Annotated in this window: 23 protein-coding genes; 18 read left to right on the forward strand and 5 right to left on the reverse strand. The window is 48.0% G+C overall.

All coding sequences use genetic code 11. From position 1 onward, the window contains the following. Nucleotides 1-3: 3 nt before the first annotated feature. The gene (locus AC0YNW_RS08625; protein WP_475831586.1) at nt 4-642 is read left to right on the forward strand and encodes a nitroreductase family protein; all 639 of its coding nucleotides are present in this window, start codon (nt 4-6) and stop codon (nt 640-642) included. Between the two features lie 392 nt (nt 643-1,034). Then, a complete protein-coding gene (locus tag AC0YNW_RS08630) occupies nt 1,035-4,241 on the forward strand; it encodes a glycosyl hydrolase family 18 protein (protein ID WP_475831587.1) in 3,207 nt (1,068 codons plus the stop codon). Nucleotides 4,242-4,354: 113 nt separating this feature from the next. On the opposite strand, the gene AC0YNW_RS08635 is transcribed toward AC0YNW_RS08630, so the two are convergent. Next, nucleotides 4,355-4,744 (reverse strand): VOC family protein, encoded by a 390-nt coding sequence (locus tag AC0YNW_RS08635; protein WP_475831588.1) that lies wholly within the window; start codon nt 4,742-4,744, stop codon nt 4,355-4,357. 114 nt (nt 4,745-4,858) lie between these two features. Between AC0YNW_RS08635 and AC0YNW_RS08640 the strand changes: the two genes are divergently transcribed. The 11 genes from AC0YNW_RS08640 (at nt 4,859) to AC0YNW_RS08690 (ending at nt 15,460) form a co-directional block, all read left to right on the forward strand. Next, on the forward strand, nt 4,859-5,284 hold the full coding sequence (locus tag AC0YNW_RS08640) for an NUDIX hydrolase (RefSeq protein ID WP_475831589.1): 426 nt from the start codon (nt 4,859-4,861) through the stop codon (nt 5,282-5,284). Between the two features lie 270 nt (nt 5,285-5,554). Further along, on the forward strand, nt 5,555-6,328 hold the full coding sequence (locus AC0YNW_RS08645) for an SDR family oxidoreductase (RefSeq protein ID WP_475831590.1): 774 nt from the start codon (nt 5,555-5,557) through the stop codon (nt 6,326-6,328). A gap of 213 nt (nt 6,329-6,541) precedes the next feature. After that, nucleotides 6,542-7,198: a metallophosphoesterase family protein gene (locus tag AC0YNW_RS08650; protein ID WP_475831591.1), complete on the forward strand. Its 657-nt coding sequence runs from the start codon at nt 6,542-6,544 to the stop codon at nt 7,196-7,198. Nucleotides 7,199-7,335: 137 nt separating this feature from the next. Beyond that, nucleotides 7,336-8,196 (forward strand): ankyrin repeat domain-containing protein, encoded by an 861-nt coding sequence (locus AC0YNW_RS08655; RefSeq protein WP_475831592.1) that lies wholly within the window; start codon nt 7,336-7,338, stop codon nt 8,194-8,196. 113 nt (nt 8,197-8,309) lie between these two features. Continuing rightward, nucleotides 8,310-9,299 carry an aldo/keto reductase gene (locus AC0YNW_RS08660; RefSeq protein ID WP_475831593.1) on the forward strand — a complete coding sequence of 330 codons (990 nt, stop codon included), beginning with the start codon at nt 8,310-8,312 and terminating at the stop codon, nt 9,297-9,299. Nucleotides 9,300-9,347: 48 nt separating this feature from the next. Then, the gene (locus AC0YNW_RS08665) at nt 9,348-10,715 is read left to right on the forward strand and encodes an LLM class flavin-dependent oxidoreductase (RefSeq protein WP_475831594.1); all 1,368 of its coding nucleotides are present in this window, start codon (nt 9,348-9,350) and stop codon (nt 10,713-10,715) included. A gap of 45 nt (nt 10,716-10,760) precedes the next feature. Beyond that, nucleotides 10,761-11,543 (forward strand): ABC transporter permease, encoded by a 783-nt coding sequence (locus tag AC0YNW_RS08670; protein WP_475831595.1) that lies wholly within the window; start codon nt 10,761-10,763, stop codon nt 11,541-11,543. A 30-nt stretch (nt 11,544-11,573) separates the two neighbouring features. Then, on the forward strand, nt 11,574-12,602 hold the full coding sequence (locus tag AC0YNW_RS08675; RefSeq protein ID WP_475831596.1) for an ABC transporter substrate-binding protein: 1,029 nt from the start codon (nt 11,574-11,576) through the stop codon (nt 12,600-12,602). Nucleotides 12,603-12,621: 19 nt separating this feature from the next. Continuing rightward, a complete protein-coding gene (locus AC0YNW_RS08680; RefSeq protein ID WP_475831597.1) occupies nt 12,622-13,395 on the forward strand; it encodes an ABC transporter ATP-binding protein in 774 nt (257 codons plus the stop codon). A 30-nt stretch (nt 13,396-13,425) separates the two neighbouring features. Beyond that, a complete protein-coding gene (locus AC0YNW_RS08685) occupies nt 13,426-14,289 on the forward strand; it encodes a sulfurtransferase (protein WP_475831598.1) in 864 nt (287 codons plus the stop codon). A 412-nt stretch (nt 14,290-14,701) separates the two neighbouring features. Then, nucleotides 14,702-15,460, forward strand: coding sequence for an NYN domain-containing protein (locus AC0YNW_RS08690; RefSeq protein WP_475831599.1), 759 nt, complete (start codon nt 14,702-14,704; stop codon nt 15,458-15,460). Nucleotides 15,461-16,050: 590 nt separating this feature from the next. Here the strand turns inward: AC0YNW_RS08690 and AC0YNW_RS08695 are convergent. From AC0YNW_RS08695 to AC0YNW_RS08705, 3 genes are read right to left on the reverse strand one after another with little or no spacing between them, the layout of a single operon-like run. Continuing rightward, entirely contained in the window at nt 16,051-16,485 is a 435-nt protein-coding gene (locus AC0YNW_RS08695) for a hypothetical protein (RefSeq protein WP_475831600.1), read from the reverse strand. Nucleotides 16,486-16,528: 43 nt separating this feature from the next. Then, nucleotides 16,529-17,110 carry an SLATT domain-containing protein gene (locus tag AC0YNW_RS08700; RefSeq protein WP_475831601.1) on the reverse strand — a complete coding sequence of 194 codons (582 nt, stop codon included), beginning with the start codon at nt 17,108-17,110 and terminating at the stop codon, nt 16,529-16,531. Next, complete coding sequence (locus tag AC0YNW_RS08705; protein ID WP_475831602.1) at nt 17,088-17,969, reverse strand: SMODS domain-containing nucleotidyltransferase; 882 nt, start codon at nt 17,967-17,969, stop codon at nt 17,088-17,090. Before AC0YNW_RS08705 ends, AC0YNW_RS08700 begins: the two co-directional genes overlap by 23 nt. 612 nt (nt 17,970-18,581) lie before the next feature. Here AC0YNW_RS08705 and AC0YNW_RS08710 point away from each other — a divergent pair. From AC0YNW_RS08710 to AC0YNW_RS08725, 4 genes are all read left to right on the forward strand, one after another. Beyond that, nucleotides 18,582-19,139: an RNA polymerase sigma factor gene (locus AC0YNW_RS08710; protein WP_475831603.1), complete on the forward strand. Its 558-nt coding sequence runs from the start codon at nt 18,582-18,584 to the stop codon at nt 19,137-19,139. Continuing rightward, nucleotides 19,136-20,113: a zf-HC2 domain-containing protein gene (locus tag AC0YNW_RS08715; RefSeq protein ID WP_475831604.1), complete on the forward strand. Its 978-nt coding sequence runs from the start codon at nt 19,136-19,138 to the stop codon at nt 20,111-20,113. Before AC0YNW_RS08710 ends, AC0YNW_RS08715 begins: the two co-directional genes overlap by 4 nt. Before the next feature lie 199 nt (nt 20,114-20,312). Next, nucleotides 20,313-20,945 carry a flavin reductase family protein gene (locus AC0YNW_RS08720; RefSeq protein WP_475831605.1) on the forward strand — a complete coding sequence of 211 codons (633 nt, stop codon included), beginning with the start codon at nt 20,313-20,315 and terminating at the stop codon, nt 20,943-20,945. 358 nt (nt 20,946-21,303) lie between these two features. Beyond that, the gene (locus AC0YNW_RS08725) at nt 21,304-23,325 is read left to right on the forward strand and encodes a serine hydrolase domain-containing protein (RefSeq protein ID WP_475832191.1); all 2,022 of its coding nucleotides are present in this window, start codon (nt 21,304-21,306) and stop codon (nt 23,323-23,325) included. Nucleotides 23,326-23,691: 366 nt separating this feature from the next. On the opposite strand, the gene AC0YNW_RS08730 is transcribed toward AC0YNW_RS08725, so the two are convergent. Beyond that, nucleotides 23,692-23,970, reverse strand: a complete 279-nt coding sequence (locus AC0YNW_RS08730) for a winged helix-turn-helix transcriptional regulator (protein ID WP_475831606.1) — start codon at nt 23,968-23,970, stop codon at nt 23,692-23,694. 8 nt (nt 23,971-23,978) lie between these two features. Between AC0YNW_RS08730 and AC0YNW_RS08735 the strand changes: the two genes are divergently transcribed. Further along, nucleotides 23,979-24,236, forward strand: coding sequence for a zinc-binding dehydrogenase (locus AC0YNW_RS08735; protein WP_475831607.1), 258 nt, complete (start codon nt 23,979-23,981; stop codon nt 24,234-24,236). Nucleotides 24,237-24,276: the final 40 nt, after the last annotated feature.

A 24,276-nucleotide genomic window follows, 5' to 3' on the forward strand; every position in this document is an offset into this window, starting at 1 on the left:
TCTATGTTTACGAGTACTCAAAACAACGATTTTGCCAATATCGTAAAGGGACGGCGCTCTGTTCGTCATTATGACGAGAGCATTAAGATATCGAGAGAAGAGATAAGCGAAATGATTGCGGAAGCCAGCCTCGCTCCGTCGTCTGCCAATATGCAGCCTTGGCGCGTAGTTGTAGTGGATACGCCAGAGGGAAAAGAAAAACTAAGACCGCTGGTGCGGTTCAATACGTTGCAAAATGACACTTCATCCGCTATGGTATTAATTTTTGGTGACACCGAGAGCTACTTAAACGCTGAAGAAATCTACAATACAGCTGTGGAGCAAGGGAAAATGCCAGCTGAAGTAAGAGATCGTCAACTCGAAACGATTTTATCGATGTTCCCGGCCTTGCCGAAAGAGCTGAAAGTTGAAGTTGCCAAAGTTGATAGCAGCCTGTTTGCGATGCAGTTCATGTTAGTCGCTCGCGCACACGGTTATGATACGAATCCCATGGCGGGATTTGAGGTTGATCAGGTGGCACGGGCATTTGATCTGGATGAGGAACGTTATGTTCCGGTCATGATTATTTCGATAGGAAAGGCCAAAGAAGAAGGATATGAGACCGTTCGATTGGCTTCTGACAAAATTACATTTTGGAGATAAAAAAAGACAACTTACTTGTGCGCCGCTTGGATTAGCATCAGCGAAAATCTGATGACAAAGGGAAATAGAAAAGGTTAAAACGGAGATATAGTACGCAGATTGAAGTACATCGCATTGACGATGTACTTCTTTACTGTAGAATCAGTTTGCAATCGTTTGTTGTAAATATTATCCAGACAAGACGTGAGAATAGAGTATTTTCTCTGAATTTGTATTATATTTTCATGAATATAATCGTTTTTAACCCCTGCAGTAGCGAATTAACCCCCTATGAAAAAGTCAGAGGTATGAATAAAATCATAGTGAGAGCAAAAAGAATGCGCTTTCATTTCTAGGTTTACTAGGTTTATTGCAAGTGAAGAACACAAACTTAATGGGGGGAATTGTCACAAATGAGAAGAATGAAAAAAACGGTTGCGATTATGTTATTATCAGCACTTGTAGTCTTGTCCGTGCTGCCAGGTTTGGCCTTGGCGGCAGCATCAGGCGCGCCGGGATCGCCAAGCTTATACCAAAGCAACTGGAACAACAGCCCGAATTATTCAATAGGATTCAATATGTGGTGGGGCAATAGCGGTACGACCTGGAAATTGTATGAGAATGACGTTGTTGTTCATACAGGAATACTATCAGATCAATCTCCTAATGCACAATCTGCCTCGTTTGCTTTCACTGACAAGCCATCCGGTACTTATGTATACAAGGCTGAACTAATCAACTCCTACGGCTCATCCACATCAGGTACAATCTCCTATCAAGTTATTAATGCGAACGGCGGCGGGGATTCGCAAGCGCCTTCCGTGCCAGCAGATCTCGCAGCTTCAGATATTACAGAAAATTCAGTTAAATTATCCTGGAATGCTTCTACTGATAACGTAGGTGTGACAGGCTACGAGGTTTACCAAGGCGGTTCATTGGCAGCTACTGTAGCAGGTACTTCCTATACGGCAACAGCGCTTTCTGCTGGCACGGCCTACACGTACACGGTAAAAGCGAGGGATGCGGCAGGCAATGTATCGGCAGCGAGCCATCCGCTTGTTGTAACAACGCTTGCTGTTACTCCTGACACATCAGCTCCTTCCGCTCCGGCAAATTTGACAGCTTCGAACGTGACATCAAACTCCGTAAGCCTGGAGTGGGCAGCGTCGACAGATGACGTTGGCGTAACGGGCTACACGGTTACTTACGGCTCCACGAGCGTTTCTGTATCGGGTACAAGCACAACCATTACAGGTTTGGCTACCGACACAGCTTACACATTCGCAGTTACCGCGAAGGACGCAGCAGGCAATGTATCGGCAGCAAGCAACTCAGTTGTTGTAACTACACTTGCCGTTGTTCCTGACACAACAGCTCCTTCCGTTCCGGCGAACCTGACCGCTTCCTCTGTAACATCCAGTTCCGTTGCCCTCACTTGGGCAGCGTCGACAGATAACGTTGGCGTAACGGGCTACACAGTTTCCTACGGCTCCACAGAAGTTTCCGTAACCGGAACAAACGCAATCATCACAGGTCTGACAGCTAACACTTCGTACACGTTCGTGGTTAAAGCGAAGGATGCAGCAGGCAATGTATCGGCAGCAAGCAATGCTGTGACGGTATTGACAGAAACAGCACCCATTAATCAGGATGCCTGTCGGCCCGAAGGATTGTATGATTCCGGCGTAGCAGGCGTACCTTATTGCAGCGCTTACGATGCAGACGGCCGCGAGCTTCTTCCGAATGGTCTGGATCGCCGCATCATCGGCTACTTCACAAGCTGGCGTACAGGTGATAACGGACAGCTTAGATATTTGGCTTCCGACATCCCTTGGAACAAATTGTCGCATATCAACTATGCATTTGCTCATATCGACAGCAATAACAAAGTTTCCGTAGGCAGCCAATCTCCAAACAACGCATCGTTAGGCAAAACATGGCCTGGAGTAGCAGGAGCAGAGATGGACCCGTCTTATTCCTTCCAAGGTCACTTTAACTTGCTGAACAAGTTCAAGAAACAGAACCCAGGCGTAAAAACACTGATTTCCGTTGGCGGCTGGGCAGAAACAGGCGGTTACTTTAACGACAATGGAGATCGCGTAGCGAATGGCGGTTTTTACACGATGACAACTAATGCTGACGGTTCTGTCAATGAGGCGGGGATCGAGGCTTTCTCCGATTCTGCAGTAGCATTCATCCGTCAATACGGCTTTGACGGTGTGGACATCGACTATGAGTACCCGACTTCCATGAAAGATGCCGGCAACCCGCATGACTGGGCATTCTCGACGCCTCGTCTAGCTGGACTTGCAAAAAGCTATGATGTATTGATGAAAACACTTCGTACGAAGCTGGACCAAGCTTCTGCTGAAGACGGCCAGTATTACATGCTGACGATTGCATCTCCATCTTCCGGTTACCTGTTGCGCGGCATGGAGACATTTAACTCCCTTAAATATTTGGATTATGTCAACGTCATGAGCTATGATCTTCATGGCGCTTGGAATGAATTCGTAGGTCCAAACGCACAATTGTTCGATGACGGCAAAGATGCGGAGCTGAAAGCGGCTGGTGTATATTCTACGGCTGAATACGGCGGTATCGGCTACCTGAACACAGACTGGGCTTATCATTATATGCGCGGTATGATGCAAGCTGGACGAATCAATGTCGGCGTGCCTTACTACACACGCGGATTCCAAAATGTCGTAGGCGGCACAAATGGCCTATGGGGTACAGCTAAGGGAACCGTATGCCCTACTGAATTGAAAGGGAAATGCGGTGACGGTGCGGTAGGCATCGACAACCTGTGGCATGACAAAAACGACACAGGTCATGAGCTGGGAGCAGGCTCTAACCCGATGTGGCATGCGAAAAACCTGGAGTTTGGCATCCGCGGTACGTATCTGGGGGATTATGGACTGGAAGCTGCTCCATTGACGGGCGTGTATACGCGCCACTACGATGAGACGCTTGTTGCTCCATGGTTGTGGAACAGCACAAAACGTGTGTTTATCTCCACAGAAGACGAGCAATCGATTAACGCTAAAGCGGACTGGGCCATTGAAAACAGTATTGGCGGTTTGATGATTTGGGAGCTTGCAGGCGACTATGGTTGGGATGCCAGTAAATCGGAATATGGTGTAGGCTACACGATGACAAGCGCTATGTACAACAAATTCTCGAATACAACGCCGTATGGCAACACAAACCGGACAATTGCAATGCCAGCTGAGAAGTTTGATGCTACTATCGAGTTTACAGGCTTTAAATTGGGGGATCAGAACTTCCCGATCAATACAAAGATCAAGCTGACGAATAACAGCAATACAACGATTACAGGTGGAGCTGTTATTGAATTTGATGTTCCAACATCGACTAATGCCTTGTTCCGTAGCTGGAACGGTGATCAGGTCAGCGTAATCTCTACAGGTCATACAGGCAATAATATTGGCGGTCTAAAAGGTGATTTCCACCGAATCGCGATTACGGTTCCTGGCTGGAAGTCGATTGCACCGGGAGCGTCAGAATTGTTCGACCTTGTTTATTACTTGCCGATTAGCGGCCCTGCCAACGTTACAATTACGATCGATGGCGTAACTTATTCGCTGAATCCGTAATGGAATGTAAGCTGAATATGGCGTAGTGGCGCTCCGGCCGATAAGCGCCATACCGTAAGGCCATTGCAGAGGCAGCCTCATCCTGACAAGGATGGGCTGCTTTTGCTTTTAAATTAGTCCGGCTGATAAAGGTCGAACAAATTGCCGTCCAGATCCTGGAACCCGACGCCCCAGCCTCCTGGAACCCGATTGGGTTCTCCGTGAAAAACAACGCCTCGCGCTTTCATTTCGTTATAATCGCTATGAATATCATTCGAAAGGAACATGATTAGAATTTGGTCGGCCGCTTGTCTGCCGATCAACCTTTTTCTTTCTGGCGTATCGGCCTGAACAAGCTCAATCATCGTCTGATTGTCCTTATTCGGGGCGACGGTTAGATAAGACCATCCCGGTGCTAGCTCGATGTCCGCACAGACAACAAACCCAAGCTTTTCGATGTAAAAGGTTTTGGCTTCCTCCTGATTCTTAACAAAGACTGTGATTTGGGCGGCATTTGATATCATCCATCTTCCCCCTTTATTTCGTTTGCGTTAGGATAATTGTATCAGCAGTAATACAGGCGGATTTCTTCTCGATTGCGCAATATGGATATAACTATTCGAATAGGGGGCAGTTGTATGTTTCTTGTCAATGTAGAGGGTGCTGTATTCAAAGAGGACAAGTGGCTCATCATTGGGCGCAGCGAGAAAGAGGAGCATGCGGGAGGGGGGCTTGCTCTTGTTGGAGGTACGGTCGAGAACGAAGGCAACTCGGTCGATATCCTAGAGAGGACATTAAGAAGAGAACTGCTTGAAGAAGTGGGGATTGAGGTGAAAACGAAGCTGAGCTATGTTAGAAGCACCTCCTTTACGCTAGAGAATGGCAGCGAGGTTCTTGATATTGTGTTCTTGTGCGAATATGACAAGGGTGAAGCGTATGCCAAAAGCCCGGATGAAGTGGATGCTGTCTATTGGATGAGTACCGATGAAATTCTAGGTCATCCCAAAGCCCCGATTTGGCTAAAAGATAGTATCAGAGCAGCGCATACGCTTCGACACCGTTAAATCTATATTGACCCCTTGACTCAATCGTGTTACTTTATCCTTGGAGATGATGGAAAGGGGAATTAACCAATGGCAGGAACTTTGTAATGGCGATGTTGTGTTGGAACACGATCCTGGGGATTGTGTGCCTTCTTATGCCATTATAAAGGGACGCAAGGTTAATGAGTTATGAAACCGGTGCGGACACCTTTGTGTCCGTTTTTTTATTGGAAAGTTCCCATCTCCTATAACTCTATTGCCATGCCTCCTCACCTACAGGAGGAATTATAGATGAATCGTTTGCAAGGGAAAATAGCCATTATTACAGGTGTAAGTCGCAGCAGAGGGATAGGAAGCGCGATTGCGCGAGCTTTGGCGAGTGAAGGAGCGGATATCTTTTTTACCCATTGGTGCCGTTACGACCAGGATCAGCCGTATGGCGCCGAGCAGGAATGGCCTGGCGTATTCGCGGACGAACTGCGTTCCTATGGGGTTCGCGCCGAGTCGATGGAGCTTGATCTATTCTATCCGTTATCGCCAGTGAAGCTGCTGGATGAGGCAGAGCGGCAATTAGGTTTGCCGAGCTTGCTGGTGAATAATGCGACCTATTGTAAAGAAGTAGACTACCGGGAGATAAGCGCTGAGATTCTGAATAGGCATTGCGCGGTGAACATAACAGGTACGTGTATGCTCTCGGTGGAATTTGCGAGGAGACTGTCTGCGGGCCATGGAGGACGGATCGTTAACTTGGTTTCAGGGCAGGACAAGGGGCCGATGCCGGGTAATCTGGCATATGTGGCGACTAAGGGAGCGATTTCGGCTTTTACGGTATCACTGGCGGCAGAGCTTGCACCTCTGCGGATTACGGTTAACGCGGTTGATCCCGGTCCGACAGATTCCGGATGGATGGACGATGCCTTGAAGCAATATTTGCTTCCAAAGTTCCCAATGGGGAGAATTGGGCAGCCGGACGACGCAGCGAAGTTAATCGGCTTTCTTTGTCAAGATGATGCGCAGTGGATTACCGGACAGATTATACACTCCGATGGCGGATTCTGGGGTTGAGGAAAGATGCGGTAGGTAATTAAGAGAGTCGTTTGAATATTAATCCAATTAAGATACATCGCCCAAGGCAGCGTGCCTTGGGCGGTGTGTTTTTTTGCACGAAAACAACAGAGTGTAAGGGGGTAAGAATTCAAGACATGCATCTGTACAATGTATCTAATTGAAAGCTATAGTAATAGACAATGACAACGAGATATAGTTGGGGAGTTATATATGGAACTATTAGTAGTGGGTGATGTGCACGGTTGTTTTCATACTTTCTCCAGTTTATTAGATGAGCATTGGGATAGCGATAAGCAGATTCTGGTGCAGCTTGGGGATTTATTGGATAGAGGGAAGTTTTCGCCTGAGACCCTTCTGTATGCGATTGGATTGCAACAAAAGTATTCTGATAAAGCTATCTTTTTGAAGGGAAATCATGAGTTTGAGGCTATTGTGCATGTGGAAGAAGGAAACGAAAATTGGCTGAAACAGTGCGGGGAAGAGACGTTAAAACAATTTGAAAGAAAATCCTTAGAGCTGGCTAACTATATGTCCTGGATGAAGTCGCGGCCTCTATCCTATGAAACGGACCATGTATTCATTAGTCACGCTGGCATCTCGCAGTCCGCAGACCATCCATTTGAAGAATCACATCCAGAGAGTGTGTTGTGGACAAGGGGGAAATTAAAGCACATAGGCAAACTACAGATTATCGGGCATACGCCTTGCCAGTCAGGAAGGGCTGAATTTGATGTTGAGAGCAATACATTGAATATTGATACAGGGGCTTATCGGCCGAACGGGCTTTCAGCCGTAAAAATAAATAATGAGGGCCAAGTCGCTGAAATTATATTTGTACCTACTCTAGCTATTGATGTATCAGGTTAATAGGCGGGAGCTTCATGTCAAAAGAGTCTCCGAAATTAATTCCTTGTAAATCTATATGAATTTATGCTATTCAAATGTCCCGATCCGTGATATAGTAATTTTGTAATTTTAATTACATGTAACCGATGAGGAGTGCCATGCCTAAGAAAAAAAGTACCGCTGTGCTCTCTATCCGATTAGATGACGAGGCGCTTAAGGCTGTGGATCTGCTTGTCGAGTCAGGACTCGAGTCCAATCGATCAAGAGCGGTCACCCATTTCGTCAATATGGGAGTACGCGCTTCCCATGATCTGCTGGTGCGGGCGCGGGAGCAAGCCGATAATCTTCAGCGGCTGCGCAACGAGATGTTTGAGGCAGTCAAGCTGCGGGACATCGGCAAGGTCGCAGAGCTGATCGACAAGGATGCAAGCCTTGTGAACGCCAGCAACAAGCAAGGGGAGACTCCCGTACTGCTTGCCGCGTTCATGAGGGCGAACGACATCAAGGAGCTGCTGCTTCAGAATGGCGCTGGCAGGCTGAATGTATTCGAAGCTGCCGCTGTCGGATACAGCTCAAGGGTGAAGGAGCTGCTGGACAAATCTCCGGCGCTGCTTAACAGCTACAGTCACGACGGATTTCCGCTGCTGTCACTGGCGACCCACTTCGGCAATGCCGAGACGGTAAAGCTGCTGCTCGGCCGAGGCGCAGATGTGAATGCCCGCAGCCGCGACGGCAGTCTGAATAACACGGCCATTCATGCTACCGTATTCGGCGGCTATGGACATCTTGTAGACCTGCTGATAGAAGCAGGGGCTGATCTTCATGCCAAATGTGAAGGCGAGCTGAGACGGGGCTTCAATGTCCTGCATGTGGCGGCCTACTTCGATAACCCACAGCTTATCGAGAAGTTCCTCAGCTACGGGGCTGACAAGACAGTGAAGAATGACATCGGCGAGACGCCATATGAGCTGGCTATCTCTCTTGGTCATACAGCTTCCGCGGAACTGCTGGCCTTATAACGATTAATAACATTAATTACATACGACAATTCGACCGAACAGACGGAGAAGACGCTTGATTAGAGAGCGGAATCCGTCTGTTTTTTGTCGTATGCGGAAGGAGAGAATCTGACATGCAATACCGTAAATTAGGAAGAACAGGGCTTAAGGTATCTGAAGTCAGCTTGGGAACGATGGCGTTCGGGAGATGGATCGACGAGAAGGCATCGGCGGAGGTGCTGGATACGGCGCTGGAAGCGGGAATTAATCTGGTCGATACGGCAGATGTATACGGGAGCGGAATGGATACGCAAGACCGTTCAAGATTCGGCGAAGCTGAGGCGATACTGGGCAAGCTGCTGAGCGGGCGACGCAATGACATCCTGCTGGCAACGAAGTTCAGCGCTCACGTAGGAGCGGGAGTGAATGATGGCGGACAGAGCCGCTATCATATCTACCGCGCATTGGAGAATAGTCTGCGCCGATTGCAGACGGACCACATCGATCTGTATCAGGTGCACGTATTCGATCCCGACACACCAATCGAAGAGACGCTGCGGGCGCTGGACGATCTGGTGAAGCAAGGCAAAATCCGCTACCTGGGCTGCTCCAACTATGCGGCTTGGCAATTGGCGAAGTCACATGGCATAAGTGCGCTGCACGGCCTGCACCGGTTCGAGAGCGTGCAGCCGGAATACAGCCTGATTACAAGAGGGATTGAACGTGAGCTTGTGCCCTTCGTCGAATCCGAGAAGGTTGGCATCATCAGCTATAGTCCGCTGGGCAGAGGGATCTTGAGCGGCAAGTACCGCAAAGGTGAAGCCCCGCCGACGGATTCCAGACTCGCTTTAGGCGAGAAGAGGCTGGAGCTGCTGCTGGAATCGAATCCGGCGTACGCGCTCGTGGACAAGATCAGGCCGCTGGCTGAAGCGAGAGGTTGGACACTGGCGCAATTCGCGCTTTCCTGGGTGCTGAGCCATTCTTATGTATCCTCCGCAATTCTCGGAGCTTCGAAGCCGGAGCAAATTCGGGATGCATTGCAGCATGCCGGGGAGAGGCTGACGGCAGCAGAGCTTGCTGAAATCGATGAAGTCTCCCGTACGATTGGTCTTTTTTTGAAATAAAACCTACTTTTCTTATAGATAAACTACAACATTAGGAGGATGAAAACCATGACTCAACCTAAGCGTCAACTCCATCTCGGTCTATTCTTGTTCTCGACCGGCTACCATCCGGCTGGCTGGAGGCTGCCGGAAGCGACAACCGACGGAGCTTTTGACCCCAAATTTCTGCACCGTGTCGCTCAGCGACTGGAGGAAGCGAAATTCGATTTCTTCTTCCTCGGGGATGCCCTCGCCACAAGCCCGGACATGCAGCATACCTTCCCGTCACAGATGGTGCGGCTTGAGCCGTTCACGATGATTGCGAGCATTGCGGCCGTTACGGAGAAGATCGGACTGATCGTCACGGCGAATACGACTTACTCCGAGCCGTACACGATCGCACGCCAGACAGCATCTCTCGATTACTTGAGTGGTGGTCGGCTTGCGTGGAATGTCGTGACGGGCATGGACGTGCGTGCGGCCCAGAACTTCAGCCGTGAGAAGCATTGGGACAACTCCAAGCGCTATGATTATGCGGATGAATTCGTGGAGATTGTGCAGCAGCTGTGGGATTCCTGGGAGGATGAGGCCTTTGTCCGGAACAAGGAGACTGGCGAGTTCGTCGACGGGAGCAAGGTGCACCGGATTAATCATGAAGGGGAGCACTTCTCCGTCGCCGGTCCGCTGAACGTAGCCCGGCCGCCGCAAGGACAGATTCCGCTTCTTAACGCAGGGACGTCGGAGCGCAGCCGTGATCTTGGCGCGAAGCTCTCCAGCGCCGTCTTCTCGGGACAGATTCTGCTGGAGGTGTCGAAGCAATTCTACTCGGAGATCAAATCAAAGGCAGTTGCGTATGGACGTAATCCCGATGAGGTATTTATCCTTCCGGGCCTTGTGCCTCTCGTTGGGCGTACCAAGGAAGAGGCGCATGCCAAGTACCGTGAGCTGAATAGCTTGCTCGTAACGAACTATGATGTCGCGCCACTGTCTGCGAGGATTGGCATTGATCTATCAGCTTATCCGCTTGACGGACCTTTGCCGGATTTGTCGCTGTCGACACTTCCGGGCGACGAGGTGAAATGGCTGGTAGCGCTCGCGCAGTGTGCGGAAGGTCGCGAAGACATTACTGTGCGGGAGCTGTTCCATTACTTCGCGGCTACGTTGAGAGGACATCTGCTAATCGTCGGTGATCCAGAGGAGATCGCGGATCAGATGGAGGAATGGTTCGTGGAGCGGGCGGCCGACGGATTCAATATATGCCCTCCTTATATGATGGACGGAATCGATCTCTTCATCGATCTGGTTGTGCCGGTTCTGCAGCGCCGAGGGCTGTTCCGTACAGAATACGACGCAGATACGTTCAGAGGACACTTCGGCTTGTCTCGCCCGGAGAATCGTTTCGCCAAGAGGGCTGCGTTGCAAGGTGCTGGCGAGTAACGCGAGAAGCCTTTATGAGACGGCGGGCTGGAAGGGGAGAACCGTATGAGCAATTACGATAGCAACAAGCGCTACAGATGGCGCATTATCATCGGGCAGGTCGTGCTGCTGCTCGCCTGCCTGGGCATTATTGAATACATCGTGAGAGCGGAGATTGTCGGCAGCTTGTATCTGTCCAAGCCGACGCAGGTCATCGAGGAAATCTACAAGCTGTTCGCAGACGGCGAGATCTTCCATCATCTCATCGTGACGCTCAAGGAATTTGCGGCAGGTTATCTGCTTAGCGCATTCGCGGGCATTGCAACAGGGCTGTTCCTTGTACTCGTTCCGCATGCGGAGGCGTTCTTCCGGCCATTCCTGTCGGCGCTGCTCGCGATTCCGAAGGTGACGATTATCCCGCTGCTCATGCTATGGCTCGGTATCGGGTTATCGCATAAGGTTGCGATCGTATTTCTATTCTGCTTTTTCACCATCGCATTCAATACCATTACAGGAATCAAGCAGACAGCGGAGGCGCATCTCAAGGTTGCGAGAGTATTCGAAGCCTCCAAGCTGCAGACGATTGTGAAGGTCATACTGCCGTCCGCGGCGCCGACGATCTTCGTATCCCTTCGGGTATCGGCTGCGACAGGACTGGTTGGCGCGCTGTTCGGCGAAATGGTGGCATCCAAGGACGGGCTCGGCAATCTGCTGGTGCAAGCTACTTCCTTGTACGATACGGCAAAGGCTTTTGCCATTATTACGGTTGTGACAGTCGTCTCTGTGCTCATTATTGCTGCAATCGATCTGCTGGAGAAGCGGGTCGTGCTTAGATGGAAGTCCTCATAAACAAGCTTGAATTCAAAGGAGAGAGTCATCATGTGGAAGAGAAAATGGATAGGAACCGGAATCATCACCATGTCGCTTGCGCTTGTGCTCGCAGGCTGCGGCGGCAGCAATAACTCTCTTGGGGCAACGCCTGCAGCTTCGGGCGGTGCAACACCGACAGATGCGGCAGCGGGAGGAGAAACTACGGAGCTTCAGAAGATCAGATATTCGCCATTCAACGGAGTGAGCGGACTTGCCGTAAGATTCGGCATAGAGAAAGGCTTCTTCAAGGAAGAGGGGCTGGACGTTGAGCTGATTACGACACAGAATCCGATTGAAGCTCTGACGAGCAAGGACATCGATATTGCCGACAGCGCTACGACGAATGTCATCGTCGCAGCCGGCAAGGGAGCGCCGCTGAAGATCGTCTCGTCGATGTTCCGCACGAAAGGCCCGTTCTACCTGATCGCTAAGCCAGGTATCGAGAGCGTAGAAGACTTGAAGGGTAAGAGCATTGGAGCTGCAGTGCTGGGCAGCGGTCTCGACGTATACACCCAGACGATTCTGAACAAGCATGGCCTAAGCAAGGACGATGTCACTTATCTGGCTAACGGGGTGAACGAAGCGGCGTATGCCAGCCTTACTTCAGGCCAGGTCGATGCCACGATCATTCACGAGCCATTCGCATCGCTTGCAGAAATCGAGGGAACAGGCACCATTCTAGCGAAAGGCTGGGATTACTTGCCGACCTTCCATACTGGCGTATTGGTGTCCCGCAATGATTTTATCGAGAAGCATCCGGAGCTTGTAGAGAAGCTGCTGCGCGCTTATTTCAAGTCGCAGGAATATGCGAAGAGCAATCTGGATGAGTATAAGGCCTATTTCCTCAAAAATGTGAAGGTGGACGCAGCCGTGGTAGACATGGCGTTCGAGCGCGAGAATGTGCTGTGGGAGAACAACCCGGATGTGAATTTGGACGCGCTGCAGGATACGCAGCAGGTTCAAGTCGATCTCGGCTTCCAGGATCAAATTTATGACATTAAGGATTTGCTGGACGTAAGCTTTATTCTGAAAAAATAAGCGTAAGCGGGGTGATCGTATGGAGGCTTTCTCTATCCGCGGCGTATCGAAGGTATATGGGGGAGCGACTCCGACAGAGACGCTCTCCGACATTCATCTGACGATTGAGGACGGGGAGTTTCTCAGTATTCTTGGGCCAAGCGGCTGCGGCAAAAGCACGCTGCTCGAAATTTTGGCCGGACTCCAGTTGCCCACCTCCGGCGAAGTCTGGTTTGGCGGGGAAAAGCTGAAGGGACCGGGGATTGAGCGGGGCGTCGTGTTCCAAGATCCATCGTTATACCCATGGAGAACGATATACAAGAATGTAGAGCTGGGGCTCGAATTTCGAGGTGTTCCGAAGAATGAGCGCCGGGAAGCAGCGCAGCGTTATCTTGATCTGGTCGGACTGCGTGGATTTGAGCATAAGTATCCTCATCATCTGTCCGGCGGCATGAAGCAACGGGCGGGTATCGCCAGAGCGCTGGCGAATAGTCCCGAGGTGCTGCTTATGGATGAGCCGTTCGGCGCGGTCGACCATCTGACGAGGCTTCAACTGCAAGATGATTTGCTGAAGATTTGGGCAGCGGAGAAGAAGACGGTGGTGTTCGTTACGCATGACGTGTCGGAAGCGGTATTCCTGGGTGATCGGGTCGTCTTGCTCTCCCCAAGGCCGGGACGAATTAACCAAATCTTCCAAGTGTCGAAGCCGCGTCCGCGCAAGCGCGACGATGTGGAGCTGCTCAAGATACAGAATGATATATACGCGGCTATTCATGATGTGAAGTCGCAGGACAGTCTGGAATTTACGATCTAATTTTATAATGGAAACGGAGTGTGAAAGGGAATGACGTCTAACGTGGTGAGTGTAGAACAATTGAAGGCAAGGCTGAATAACGGAGAGCGAATCGTGCTTCTGGATGTACGATTTAATCCCAAGGAATCTTCGTATGGACATGAGGCTTATGAGAAGGGGCATCTGCCTGGTGCGCACTTTATCGACTTCAAGGCAGACTTGACCCGCCCGGCAGAGGAGCATGGGGGACGCAGTCCGCTGCCTTCATCAGAGGAGCTGGCTGCCTTGTTCGGGTCGCTCGGCATTGATCGCGATACGGCTGTCGTTGCTTATGAAGATGGCAATGGTCCAGCGGCTTCGAGACTATGGTGGGTGCTTGGTTACTTGGGGGCGGAGCGCGTGCAGGTGCTGGACGGCGGTTATTCCGCTTGGACGGCTGCTGGCGGAGAGGTAGCGACGGAGGCGTCGGTTGACGCTGAGTCGCGCGAGTTTGTGCCGGCGGTTCAAGCCGATTGGCTCGTTGGTGTAGACGAGGTGCGTGTCGCATCCGCTGGAAGCGGCAAGAGCGGCGCGAGACTGGTGGACTCGCGTGACGCCGCGCAATACTCTGGTGTGGAAGCGCCGTTCGATCCGGTCGCGGGACATATACCAGGTGCGCTCCATTATTTCTGGAAGGATGCGCTGCTCGATGATGGCTCCTGGAAGTCGCCGGAGCAGCTCCGTGAGCGCTTCGCGAAGCTGCCGAAGGAAGAGGAAATCATCGTCTACTGCGGCTCCGGCATCTCGGCAACGCCTAATGTGCTTGCGCTCCGCGAAGCGGGGTACGAGAATGTGAAGCTGTATGCGGGGAGCTGGAGTGATTGGATTTCGTATAGGGAGAATCCGATTGCGGTGGGGGAAGAGGAGAAGGCTTAAGCGACATAGCAGTATGTGATTCGGAGTACATCGCTCATGCAGGCCGCGGGCCTTGGGCGATGTATTTTTTACGCTCGAGATCAACACGGAATCAACGTTCGCTCTCTGAAACCATTTTCAGGAAGCCTCGGACCGAGCGTCTATTTCTATGATCTCAGATACGTCTACAACCCCGCTGGGAATGAGCATCCTTGCGGCTGTACGCACACAAAGAAGACCGGAGGCCTCTCCTCTGGAGAATGACTGTACCAACCCTTATCTCGCTTATGCTTGTCGAAGTTGAAAATATACATTAATTGATGACTTTATGCTAAACATGAAAATTCCTTTGTGATAGAATGACTAGTAGATGATTTCCAATTGTAGTTTTTTGTACATTTAATATTAACTTTGTGTAGGGGGAAAAGAGAATATGTCTGATGACAAAGATCTAAGATTAGCAGTACTTATTGATGCTGATAATGTATCCTACAAAAATATCAAAGGTATACTGGAAGAAATAACTAAGTATGGTACTCCTACTATTAAAAGAATATACGGGGATTGGACTGCTCCGACGATTTCAGGCTGGAAAGCAGCTCTTTTAGAAAACGCTATTACACCTATTCAACAGTACAGTTACACTTCCGGCAAAAATTCGACGGATTCCGCTCTAATTATAGATGCAATGGATATTTTATACGCATCTAAAGTAGAAGGATTCTGTATTCTATCAAGTGATAGTGATTTTACTAGATTAGCCACTAGGTTACGGGAATCGGGCTTGAAAGTATATGGATTCGGTGAGCGAAAAACGCCGGAGCCTTTCAGAGTATCATGTGATAAATTTACATACATAGAAGTAATAGCTGCCAATAATATCTCTATATCAATTGGCGAAAGTGTTACCTTCTCAGTTCAAGAATATGAATCAGCTACAGAAAGGATTGGAGATGAGATTATTAATCTAATTTCAAGTTCGATAGATGATCTTGCAGACGAAAATGGGTGGGCATTTCTTGCAAATGTAGGAAATTTGTTATTGAAGAAAAAACCTGACTTTGATTCTAGAAATTATGGTTTTCAAAAACTAACCCCACTAATAAGTAGCTTGGATAGATACGAGATTGACACCAGAAAGAGTGCAGGATCAAAGGTTAAGTTGATATACGTCAGAAATAAAATTACTTAGTATCCCTTACTTTGATCAAGTCTCTCGTTTTCCGAGTCGATAGCGTTGGCGTGTCGCAAACCAAGCGCTTGATCTTGGCAGTGGAGTGGAAGATCCTTGATCAGCGATGGCGGTAATGCAATGATGCTAACGGTTCAAAGTTGCGCTGTCCATACCACGAATTTGCGCCTGTAACCATTTTCAGAGCATAACAGACAGCTGGAGTGATTGGATATCGTATAGCGAGAATCCGGTGGCGGTTGGGGACGAGGAAGAAGGGCATGGCGTATAACAGTATGCAAAGCGTGAATACATCGCCATACGGCTTACACGCCCCGATGATGTACTTTTCTATTTCTAGAGTCCACAAAGAGTCAACAATATGCTCCTGAAAAAACTCGTAGCTCGGCTTTAAGTAGATATCTGCTCGTACACTTAAAATGACAGTAAAAACCAAAGACAGGGTCGGGACGCCTCACCTTAGTGGTATAGCATTCCACGGCCCTCAGGGAATTATTTTTTTGATTTAACAACAAAGCATTTTGACAAACGGAATCAACAATTATTCAACAAATTTCTAAATTGAAGTATATGAATCGGACGGTGATTCATTATTTTCTTAATGAAGGTTTGAGCATAAAAGTGCCATGAACAAATATTGGAATAGAAATTTCTGTTGTACCAGAAGTTGTCATCATTGATTGTCTTTCTTCATATGTGATTTGAACTCTACCTGCTCTTTCTAAATTGTAACTTGAATAGTTAGATATATATATTGGAATAATTTTTCCGTCTGTCATTAAATTAAACAATGCTTCCTGAAAAGCCAAAAAATCAGACAATAGGTTGTTAACTTTCTCGATTTCAAAGTCATAAGTCTCTTTTGTATACGTTAACTTTATCCTACTTATGCTGGATAATTGATCACTTAAATGAATATAGTTGTTTTTATTAAGATAATTTAATATTCCTGCTTCTTGTTTTTCAACGGTTTCCTGTGAAATTTTTATATGGTCAAGTGGATAATAATTTTGTATCATAGCCATTGTGCTTCCTCCATTATCCGAAGCGGTATATTTGAAAAAAACTTTAATCTTTCCACTTTCTATTATTCCTTCTTATGGAATTAGGCAACATAACATCAATCTCGTCATCGCTGAAAGTTTGCTCTTCTTCTGTCTTTAATGCTTTTTGAGCTTCAGAGTAGCTTTTGGCATCTGTTTTTGGCGACTGGGCATATACCTCAGCGGTTCTATTCTGAAGCTCATCTCTTTTAGCCATTATTGAAGAATCATCCAATATATCGAAGTCGGTTAACAGAGATACGTACTCTTCCCGTATTACCCAGAGTGCATCTGCTGCTTTTTGATGACTTTGAGCAGTCTCAACTAAATCAAAATTCTTAGTGTACGCATTCAAAATCAGTAGAGTGACTGAGACAAAAGCACCTAAAATACTTGCAATCTTTTCATCTGCGATAATTGAAATAATGAAACCGCCAGTAGTAAGGGCAGAGAATACTATCTGAAGTATTTTAATTTTTTCATTCTTGGACAACATTCTATGAACAATTTTATTGTGACAAGTGAAACTATAGACTATCCGACCATATGCCTCTCGGATCTGTGATTCCAATTTATATCCCTGACTAACTTGGGAACTTCGTTCCATAAATTGTCCTCCACGTTTGTTTCGCTGATGTAGTATATCCTTTTTCTTGGTAGTCGATTGCAGTTAATGCATTGTTGTATGCAGTTGCAGCCTTACTTTGGAAGTTTTTATCTTTCCAAACATAACGACCACTTCCCGGTGCCAACCAGTAGTTTTGCGTTGTATCTAAATTTTTGAGATATTTAAAAAAGTCTCTACTCATGAAGTCATAATATAAATATGACTTATCTTTATACTCCCATTGACCGATAAATTTATAAGCTAATGTATCAATTAGTATACCGCTCATTGGTACATCACAGTACCCTTTCCACGCACGTGCCATGCGGCAAAGCCTTTTCAAATTCTTATTTGTTTCCTTATTCCTTTCATTCATGGCTTCGATTTCTTTCCTTGGATCAGTTGTTTTCCAACTTCCTCCATTATTAGTGTCTGGATAAGTGTAACTTCTATGATCATCATTGAGAAATGCTGGTACTATTTCAAAATTAATATTGTCAGTGAAATTTATCCCTACTACCTGACCGTCACCCTTAATGTAGGAGCTACTATATGTTTTTTGAAGAACACCTTTTACCTCTTGCAATAATGCTGATTGTCCATTGCCGCTATAATTATTAAATTTTTGATATGTCGAATAAGGTAATTGCACGATCATATCAATATCGCTTGTCCAAATCTCTGTTCCCCGACCGTACGAGCCAACATATAGACTATGAGATGTTTCAGAAGTGCTATCCCAGTAATCCTGATTTATACGCTTTGTTATTTGTTTATATCTTTGTTGAATTGTACTGACAGTAGAATTACTCATTCTAAGATTAGAACAAAACTGACTAAAGTAGTCGCTTACGGACATCCTAACCCCTCCAGTTCTTGAAATAATAATTCGACGTCTTTTGTAAAAGTTGCAATATGTGGTACAAGATCTTCGACAGTCTGCTCTTCCTATGGACTCGATATTAAGTTTGAAAACAGTACAATTTACCTATATTAATGTTAGTCTATTTGTTCTATATAATCAAGTAAATATTCCCAATTTCGACATGTGACAATATCTTTGCCAATACAAGGAACCTTAATTTAGGCGTACGACAGTTGGAGCAATTGAATCTCGTATAGCGAGAATCCGATTGCGGTGGGGGAAGAGGAGAAAGCTTAGTCAGCATACTAGTATCTAAATTGGAGTACATCGCTTATGTGGCGATGTACTTCTTTGCGTTTGGCTCAGGAGATCAAAATCAACAATGAGCTAATTCTCACCTTCTGAAAACATTTTGTGCTACCTCCAAACCCGGGCACGAACTCGATCTCGACCAGCGGAATCTGCCCGAGGACTAGTATAATATGGTGGAAAATTAACCGTATGAGGGTTTTAGCATTCAGCTGCGCAGGTTCTGTTTTTGCTAGTTGCCCATATTGTGCATGTTGCTTATGCCGAAATTTGTTGGAAAAGGTTGTATCCTTTTAGGTGCTTGGTTGTCTAATAGGTAGCGGACAGAAGGGAGGGGACGGGCTGGAAGGCTTTGCTGATGTCTATAAAGCATACGCGGATCAGGTTTTCCGTTATGTGCTGTCGTTGACAGGGGATTGGGATCAGGCGGAGGAGCTGACGCAGGAGACTTTTTATCGTGCATTTTTACATATAGGAAGATTTAGAGGCGACAGCTCCTTATATACCTGGTTATGTAAAATTGCTCGTAATTTGTACTTGAATGCAATCAAGCGCGGAAGCAGGGAACAGCGCAGCAGCCAACTGCAACGGATGCAGCAAAAAGAGGTGGTCGCTACTCCTCACAACCGCGGTGAATTTGTTGCCGGGCTTGTGAAGAGGGAACAGGCAACAGCGCTACATCGCGTGCTGCACGGCATGCCTGAGCCCTACAAGGAGGTATTCACTCTTCGCGTGTTTGGTGAGCTGAAATTCCGCGAGATTGCTGAGTTATTTGGTAGAACGGAAGGCTGGGCTAAAATTACATACTCTCGGGCGAAGAAACGCCTTATTCAGCAAATGGAGGTGGAGGAATGAAGCAGAATCTGGATAACGAGAGTGTTTGCGGCATTGTGCACGATTTGCTGCCCCTATATGTTGAGCGCGAATGTACACCACAGAGTCATCGCATGGTCGAAGAGCATCTCAAGACCTGTCCTGCATGCCGCAGCTTGTGCGAACGTATGGTGCAGGAGATCGCTAATGATACGGTAATTATGGCGAAATTCCCGCAGGGAAGTGAAGAGGGGGCGTACCGCGAGACTGATGGTCAGGAAGAATATGGTGATCATGGCAGTCATATTGACCACGGCGATCCTGGCGCTCTGATTGGAGCGGGCTTGCCCATCTCACCACTTGAGAGGGACCGGCAGGCAGTAAAGATTATGCAGCGCTTGCGTAGACCCAGGGTGCTGCGGGTACTTCTATTGCTGATAGTAATTGTGCCTGCCAGTTGGTTGGGACTGAACGAGGCCACAGGCGAGGGGCTGTCCTTTCGCAATGCCTATGATCATTATCAGGCAATGCGCTTTATTGATGAACTGGAAAAGGGCAACCATGCGTCTGCGTTTGATTATTTTAACATGGAGCAGGAATATGCAGATCTGCAGCATGACTTATCACTCGAACGGGGACTTTCTGAAGCGCAGCGGGCCATTTATGAGGGCATGACATACGAGACGTTTGTCGCCTACAGTAAAGAACGTTTTGTCCAAGGAATGGAGGAGTTTACGCGGTTGGGGTATCGGCTTCAGCGGGAGGGCGGTATTTGGGCGACGAGAGACGTGGTGAAAAATCCATTGACTGGGCAACGAAATACGGCTTATAGCTATCAGATAGACATTCGCCTGACTGATAAGCACGGGACGGAGCAATCTGGGCGGATGTCCTTGATTACCTATCCTTATTCCGATGTACCTCACTCCTTCCGGATTGGGGGTTATCTCGGCTTGGATGAAGGAAATCTGATCGGGGTACTGGCACAGAAGATGGATTATTGGGACTGGGGTTAGCGAGAATCCGGTGGCTATTTGGGAAGTCGAAAGGCAATTACAGTATGTAAATCTCAAATCAGCAGCCATTCCGTTTGAAGCATGATATATTGTACAGCTCTATTTTGCGTTCTTGCTATCCTATTCCCAATTCGTATAATTGCCTCCCTATCTGTGCTACATTGGGTGCACATGATCATCTGGAGGAGGAATGAGCGTTATGAGTATGACAACGCATGTTGAAATCAAACCTAAAATCCTTTATTTTGGCTCATCTGTTGTGCTGATCAGTACGATAAATGAAGATGGAACTCCAAACTTGGCGCCTATGTCATCGGCCTGGTGGTTGAATCGATCTTGCATGCTCGGGCTGAGCCATAAATCGCAGACTGCTCGAAATATGATAAGAGAGGGAGAATGTGTGCTGAACTTACCGTCCATTGACTTAATCCCGGCGATCGAACGTCTCACCCTACTAACCGGACGAAACCCGGTCCCGGAATCCAAGGCAGCGAGGGGCTATCGATTCGAAGCGGATAAATTCGGGGTGTCGAAATTGACCCCTCTGCCATCCCGGGAGGTCATGGCGCCTCGGGTGCAACAATGTCCCATTCACTTGGAGGCGAAGCTCGTCAAGATACACCCTTTCGAAGAGCCAAGCTCGCTAGTTGCCTTGGAGGTCCGCATTGGGAAAATTCACGTTGCACAACATTTGACGATGAAAGAGCATCCGAATTATGTTGATCCGTCCAAATGGAACCCGATGATCATGAATTTCTGCGAATATTTTGGCCTAAGCGAACAACTATCCAATTCCCGGCTAGCCCCGGTGTTCGGACCGGCTGAAGCGTAGACAGATAGATAATAGGATATAAATTTTGAATACATCGCCATGTGGCCAAAGCGCCCCGGCGATGTTTTTTTATGCTTTGAAGTCAACAAAGAGGCAATAAACGAGTTACCCTGGCATGCGTATTCAAAAGGTACGAGGCTTAGGCTACAAACTCAAGATGTAATCGTTTTTCAAAGGAAAATCAAAGGTCTATCCATTATAATCCATCTAAATATAAGTAAGGGGGATACAAAGTATGAGCTTTCTACGACAGGTGTTTAAGAATACTCGCTTGACCTTCCTGATATTACTAGCTTTCTGTTTTCTGCTAACCTCTTGTGATGGAGTCAATACACCAGTAGAGACGCAGAATTCGACGATGGCGCCGAATACGTCCGAGGTGACCGATCCGAATGAAGCTGCGATCAACTACGAAGAAACCCGGAAAGTTGCAAGGGAGAAGGCTGATCTTCTCACGAAAGTATACGACACGAACAGTGTGCAGTACGCCATTATCGATCAAGGCCATATTGTCGTGTCTGGCCAAACTGGGAAGAATGATGAGCAAGGACAGAGACCGCTCACGAAAGACACGATGTATGGGACAGGCTCTGTCAGCAAAATATTCACCACGGTTGCCGTCATGCAGTTGGTCGATCTGGGGAAAATCGATCTCGATACGCCGGTCGTCCAGTATATCCCCGAGTTTACGATGAAGGATGAGCGTTATAAGCAGATTACGCCGCGTATGCTGTTAAATCACTCTTCCGGTCTGAATGGAACATCGGCGACAAATATCTATCTATTCGAAGATAACGATACTTACGCCCACGACATACTTCTGACGCAACTGGCCGGACAGACCTTGAAGGCGGACCCGGGCGCATTCTCGGTATACTGCAATGACGGATTTACGCTGGCTGAGATTCTGGTCGAGTATGTCAGCGGTATGGAATTTACCTCTTATATCCATCGATATATTACGGAGCCTCTTGGTATGACCCATACGGTGACACCGCTCGATTCTCCGAACGCGGCCGAGATGGCGGGACTCTATTATCCTGCCTATACCGGACAACTTCCAAACCAAACAACCAACGCAATAGGATCTGGGGGCATCTATTCTACTGCAGAGGACTTGGTTCGATTCTCGCAACTATTTACAGGGGGAGCGGTACAAATATTGTCCGGCCAATCAGCTGAAGCCATGACCCAGAACGAATACAAGACGTCTTTGTGGCCTGATGAGGCGGATAACTCAATGGCATACGGTCTTGGCTGGGATAGTGTTAATCTGTATCCCTTCAGCGAATATGGGATGAAGGCGCTGGCCAAAGGCGGGGCCACGGTTCTCTATCAAGCGTCACTCGTTGTGCTTCCCGAGCAGGATATAGCGGCAGCTGTCGTCTCTTCTGGCGGATCCGGCGTATACAACCAGCTTCTGGCGAACGAGATCCTGCTTCAGGCGCTGAAGGAGAAAGGGACAATAGCCGAGTTCAAGACTGAGAAGTCGTATGGCGTGCCGGTAAAGGCCGATATGCCGAAGTCCATGCTCCAGTATGCGGGGATCTATGGCTCGTCTGATGCAACGATGAATATTAATATTACGGAAAGCGGCCTTATGTCCGTCACTCCGGAGCAGCCGACCAATAATCAGGCCCAGTCCTATAGATATACGTCGGACGGCACGTTCCGGAGTGGGGACGGAAGTGTGATGGCCAGCTTCGTAACGGAGGAGAACGGCCGCACCTATTTCCAGGTTAACTCATATTCTTCGCTGCCGGGCCTTGGGCAGACAGCCTATTCTATGTACTCTGCCGAGAAACTTCAGCCTGGGGCTCTTCCGTCAGAGGTAACAGAGGCATGGAGTAGGCGCGATGGCAAAAGGTATTATTTGCTGAATGAGAAGTATACGTCGTTCGTTTATTTGGTGCAGATGTCCTATCAATTGAATGTGTCCAAGCAATTGCCGGGGTATGTTTTGGATAAACGTATAACAGGCCCCAATACGGCAATCTCCGAATTGCAAATTCCGGGAGTGAATGGACGGGATCTCTCAGGTTTAACTTTTTTTACGGAGGAAGGCATTGAGTACCTGGAACAACGTGGAATGATCTTAGTGAGCGAGGATAACGTGAAGCCACTGAATATCGCTAAGGAGTCAAACGTTATCATTCCATCGAGCGGATACGCTAAGTGGTATACGATAAGCGAGGAAGACGTGGGCAAAAACGTTAAGGTGAGCATGCCCTCGAACGCCTCCTTCGCCGTTTATGATGCGAATGGCAAATGTATCTACTTCAGTATCATTGAAGACAAGGATCAGGTTACGTTGCCTAGGGGAGGATCCATAGTTTTTGCCGGAGATGCCGGTGCGCAGTTCGAGATTTTCGCCCAGTAACTAATCCAATGGCTGGCGCGATTGGATTAACTAGGAGTAGAATCAATTGCGGTGGGGGATGAAGAGAAGGCGTAAAACCGCGTCGGATGCGGGTTTGGGGGCTGTGACAAGTTAGGAGCAAACCTGTCACAGCCCTTTTTGGGTTGTTCGTTCAACAGTTTGCAAACAAGAGCCCATTGAAGCAAAATCGCTAAACGAACAGGCAGGATAACAACAGCCCATTCAAATTATAGTAGTCATGTAGATGTAATAAATAGGATTAATATTAATATGGATCTGAAGGGGCGGAAATGTTACAGACCAATTGTGAAACAGAACGGTTGTATCTGCGATTGTTTAAGTTGTAGAAGCATCCGATTATGAATATCAGCCATCAGCCTGGTTGGCTCTGTCATGATTGTCGCGTTCGGCGTGTGCTTGTCCCCAACCAGATAGCGAGCTCATAATCGGAATGAGAGTCTTGCCGTAATCACTAAGAGAATATTCCACTTTAGGAGAAACTTGTGGAAATACGGTTCTGATGACGACACCGTTATCTTCCAGCTCCCGAAGTTGTTGTGTCAGTACTTTTCGCGTAACGTGCGGCAACGCGCTATGTAATTTTCCAAAGCGTTTTGTTCGGGGGAAGTGCGCTAGATCGAGCATGGTCGGTATTGAAACGGGGTGGATGCCTCGTCTCGTTAGTGCAACCGCCCTCCCAAGAGAAAGCAAATGAATTCAAAGTTACAGCCAAACATAGCACCGCATCTCCTACGTATGATGATAATAAAGCGATAGCGCAACTGCTTGCGGATGGCACAATTAAAGCGGAAATTGACAGGATTTACCCGCTGAGCGACGTAAGGGAGGCACACTTGCGAAGTGAGGGTAGGCATAGTCGCGGAAGAATACTATTGAGTGCTAGTATGTGACTCAGAGTACATCGCTCATGAGGCGATGTACTTCTTGCGT

Source organism: Paenibacillus sp. J31R120, from assembly GCF_056269225.1.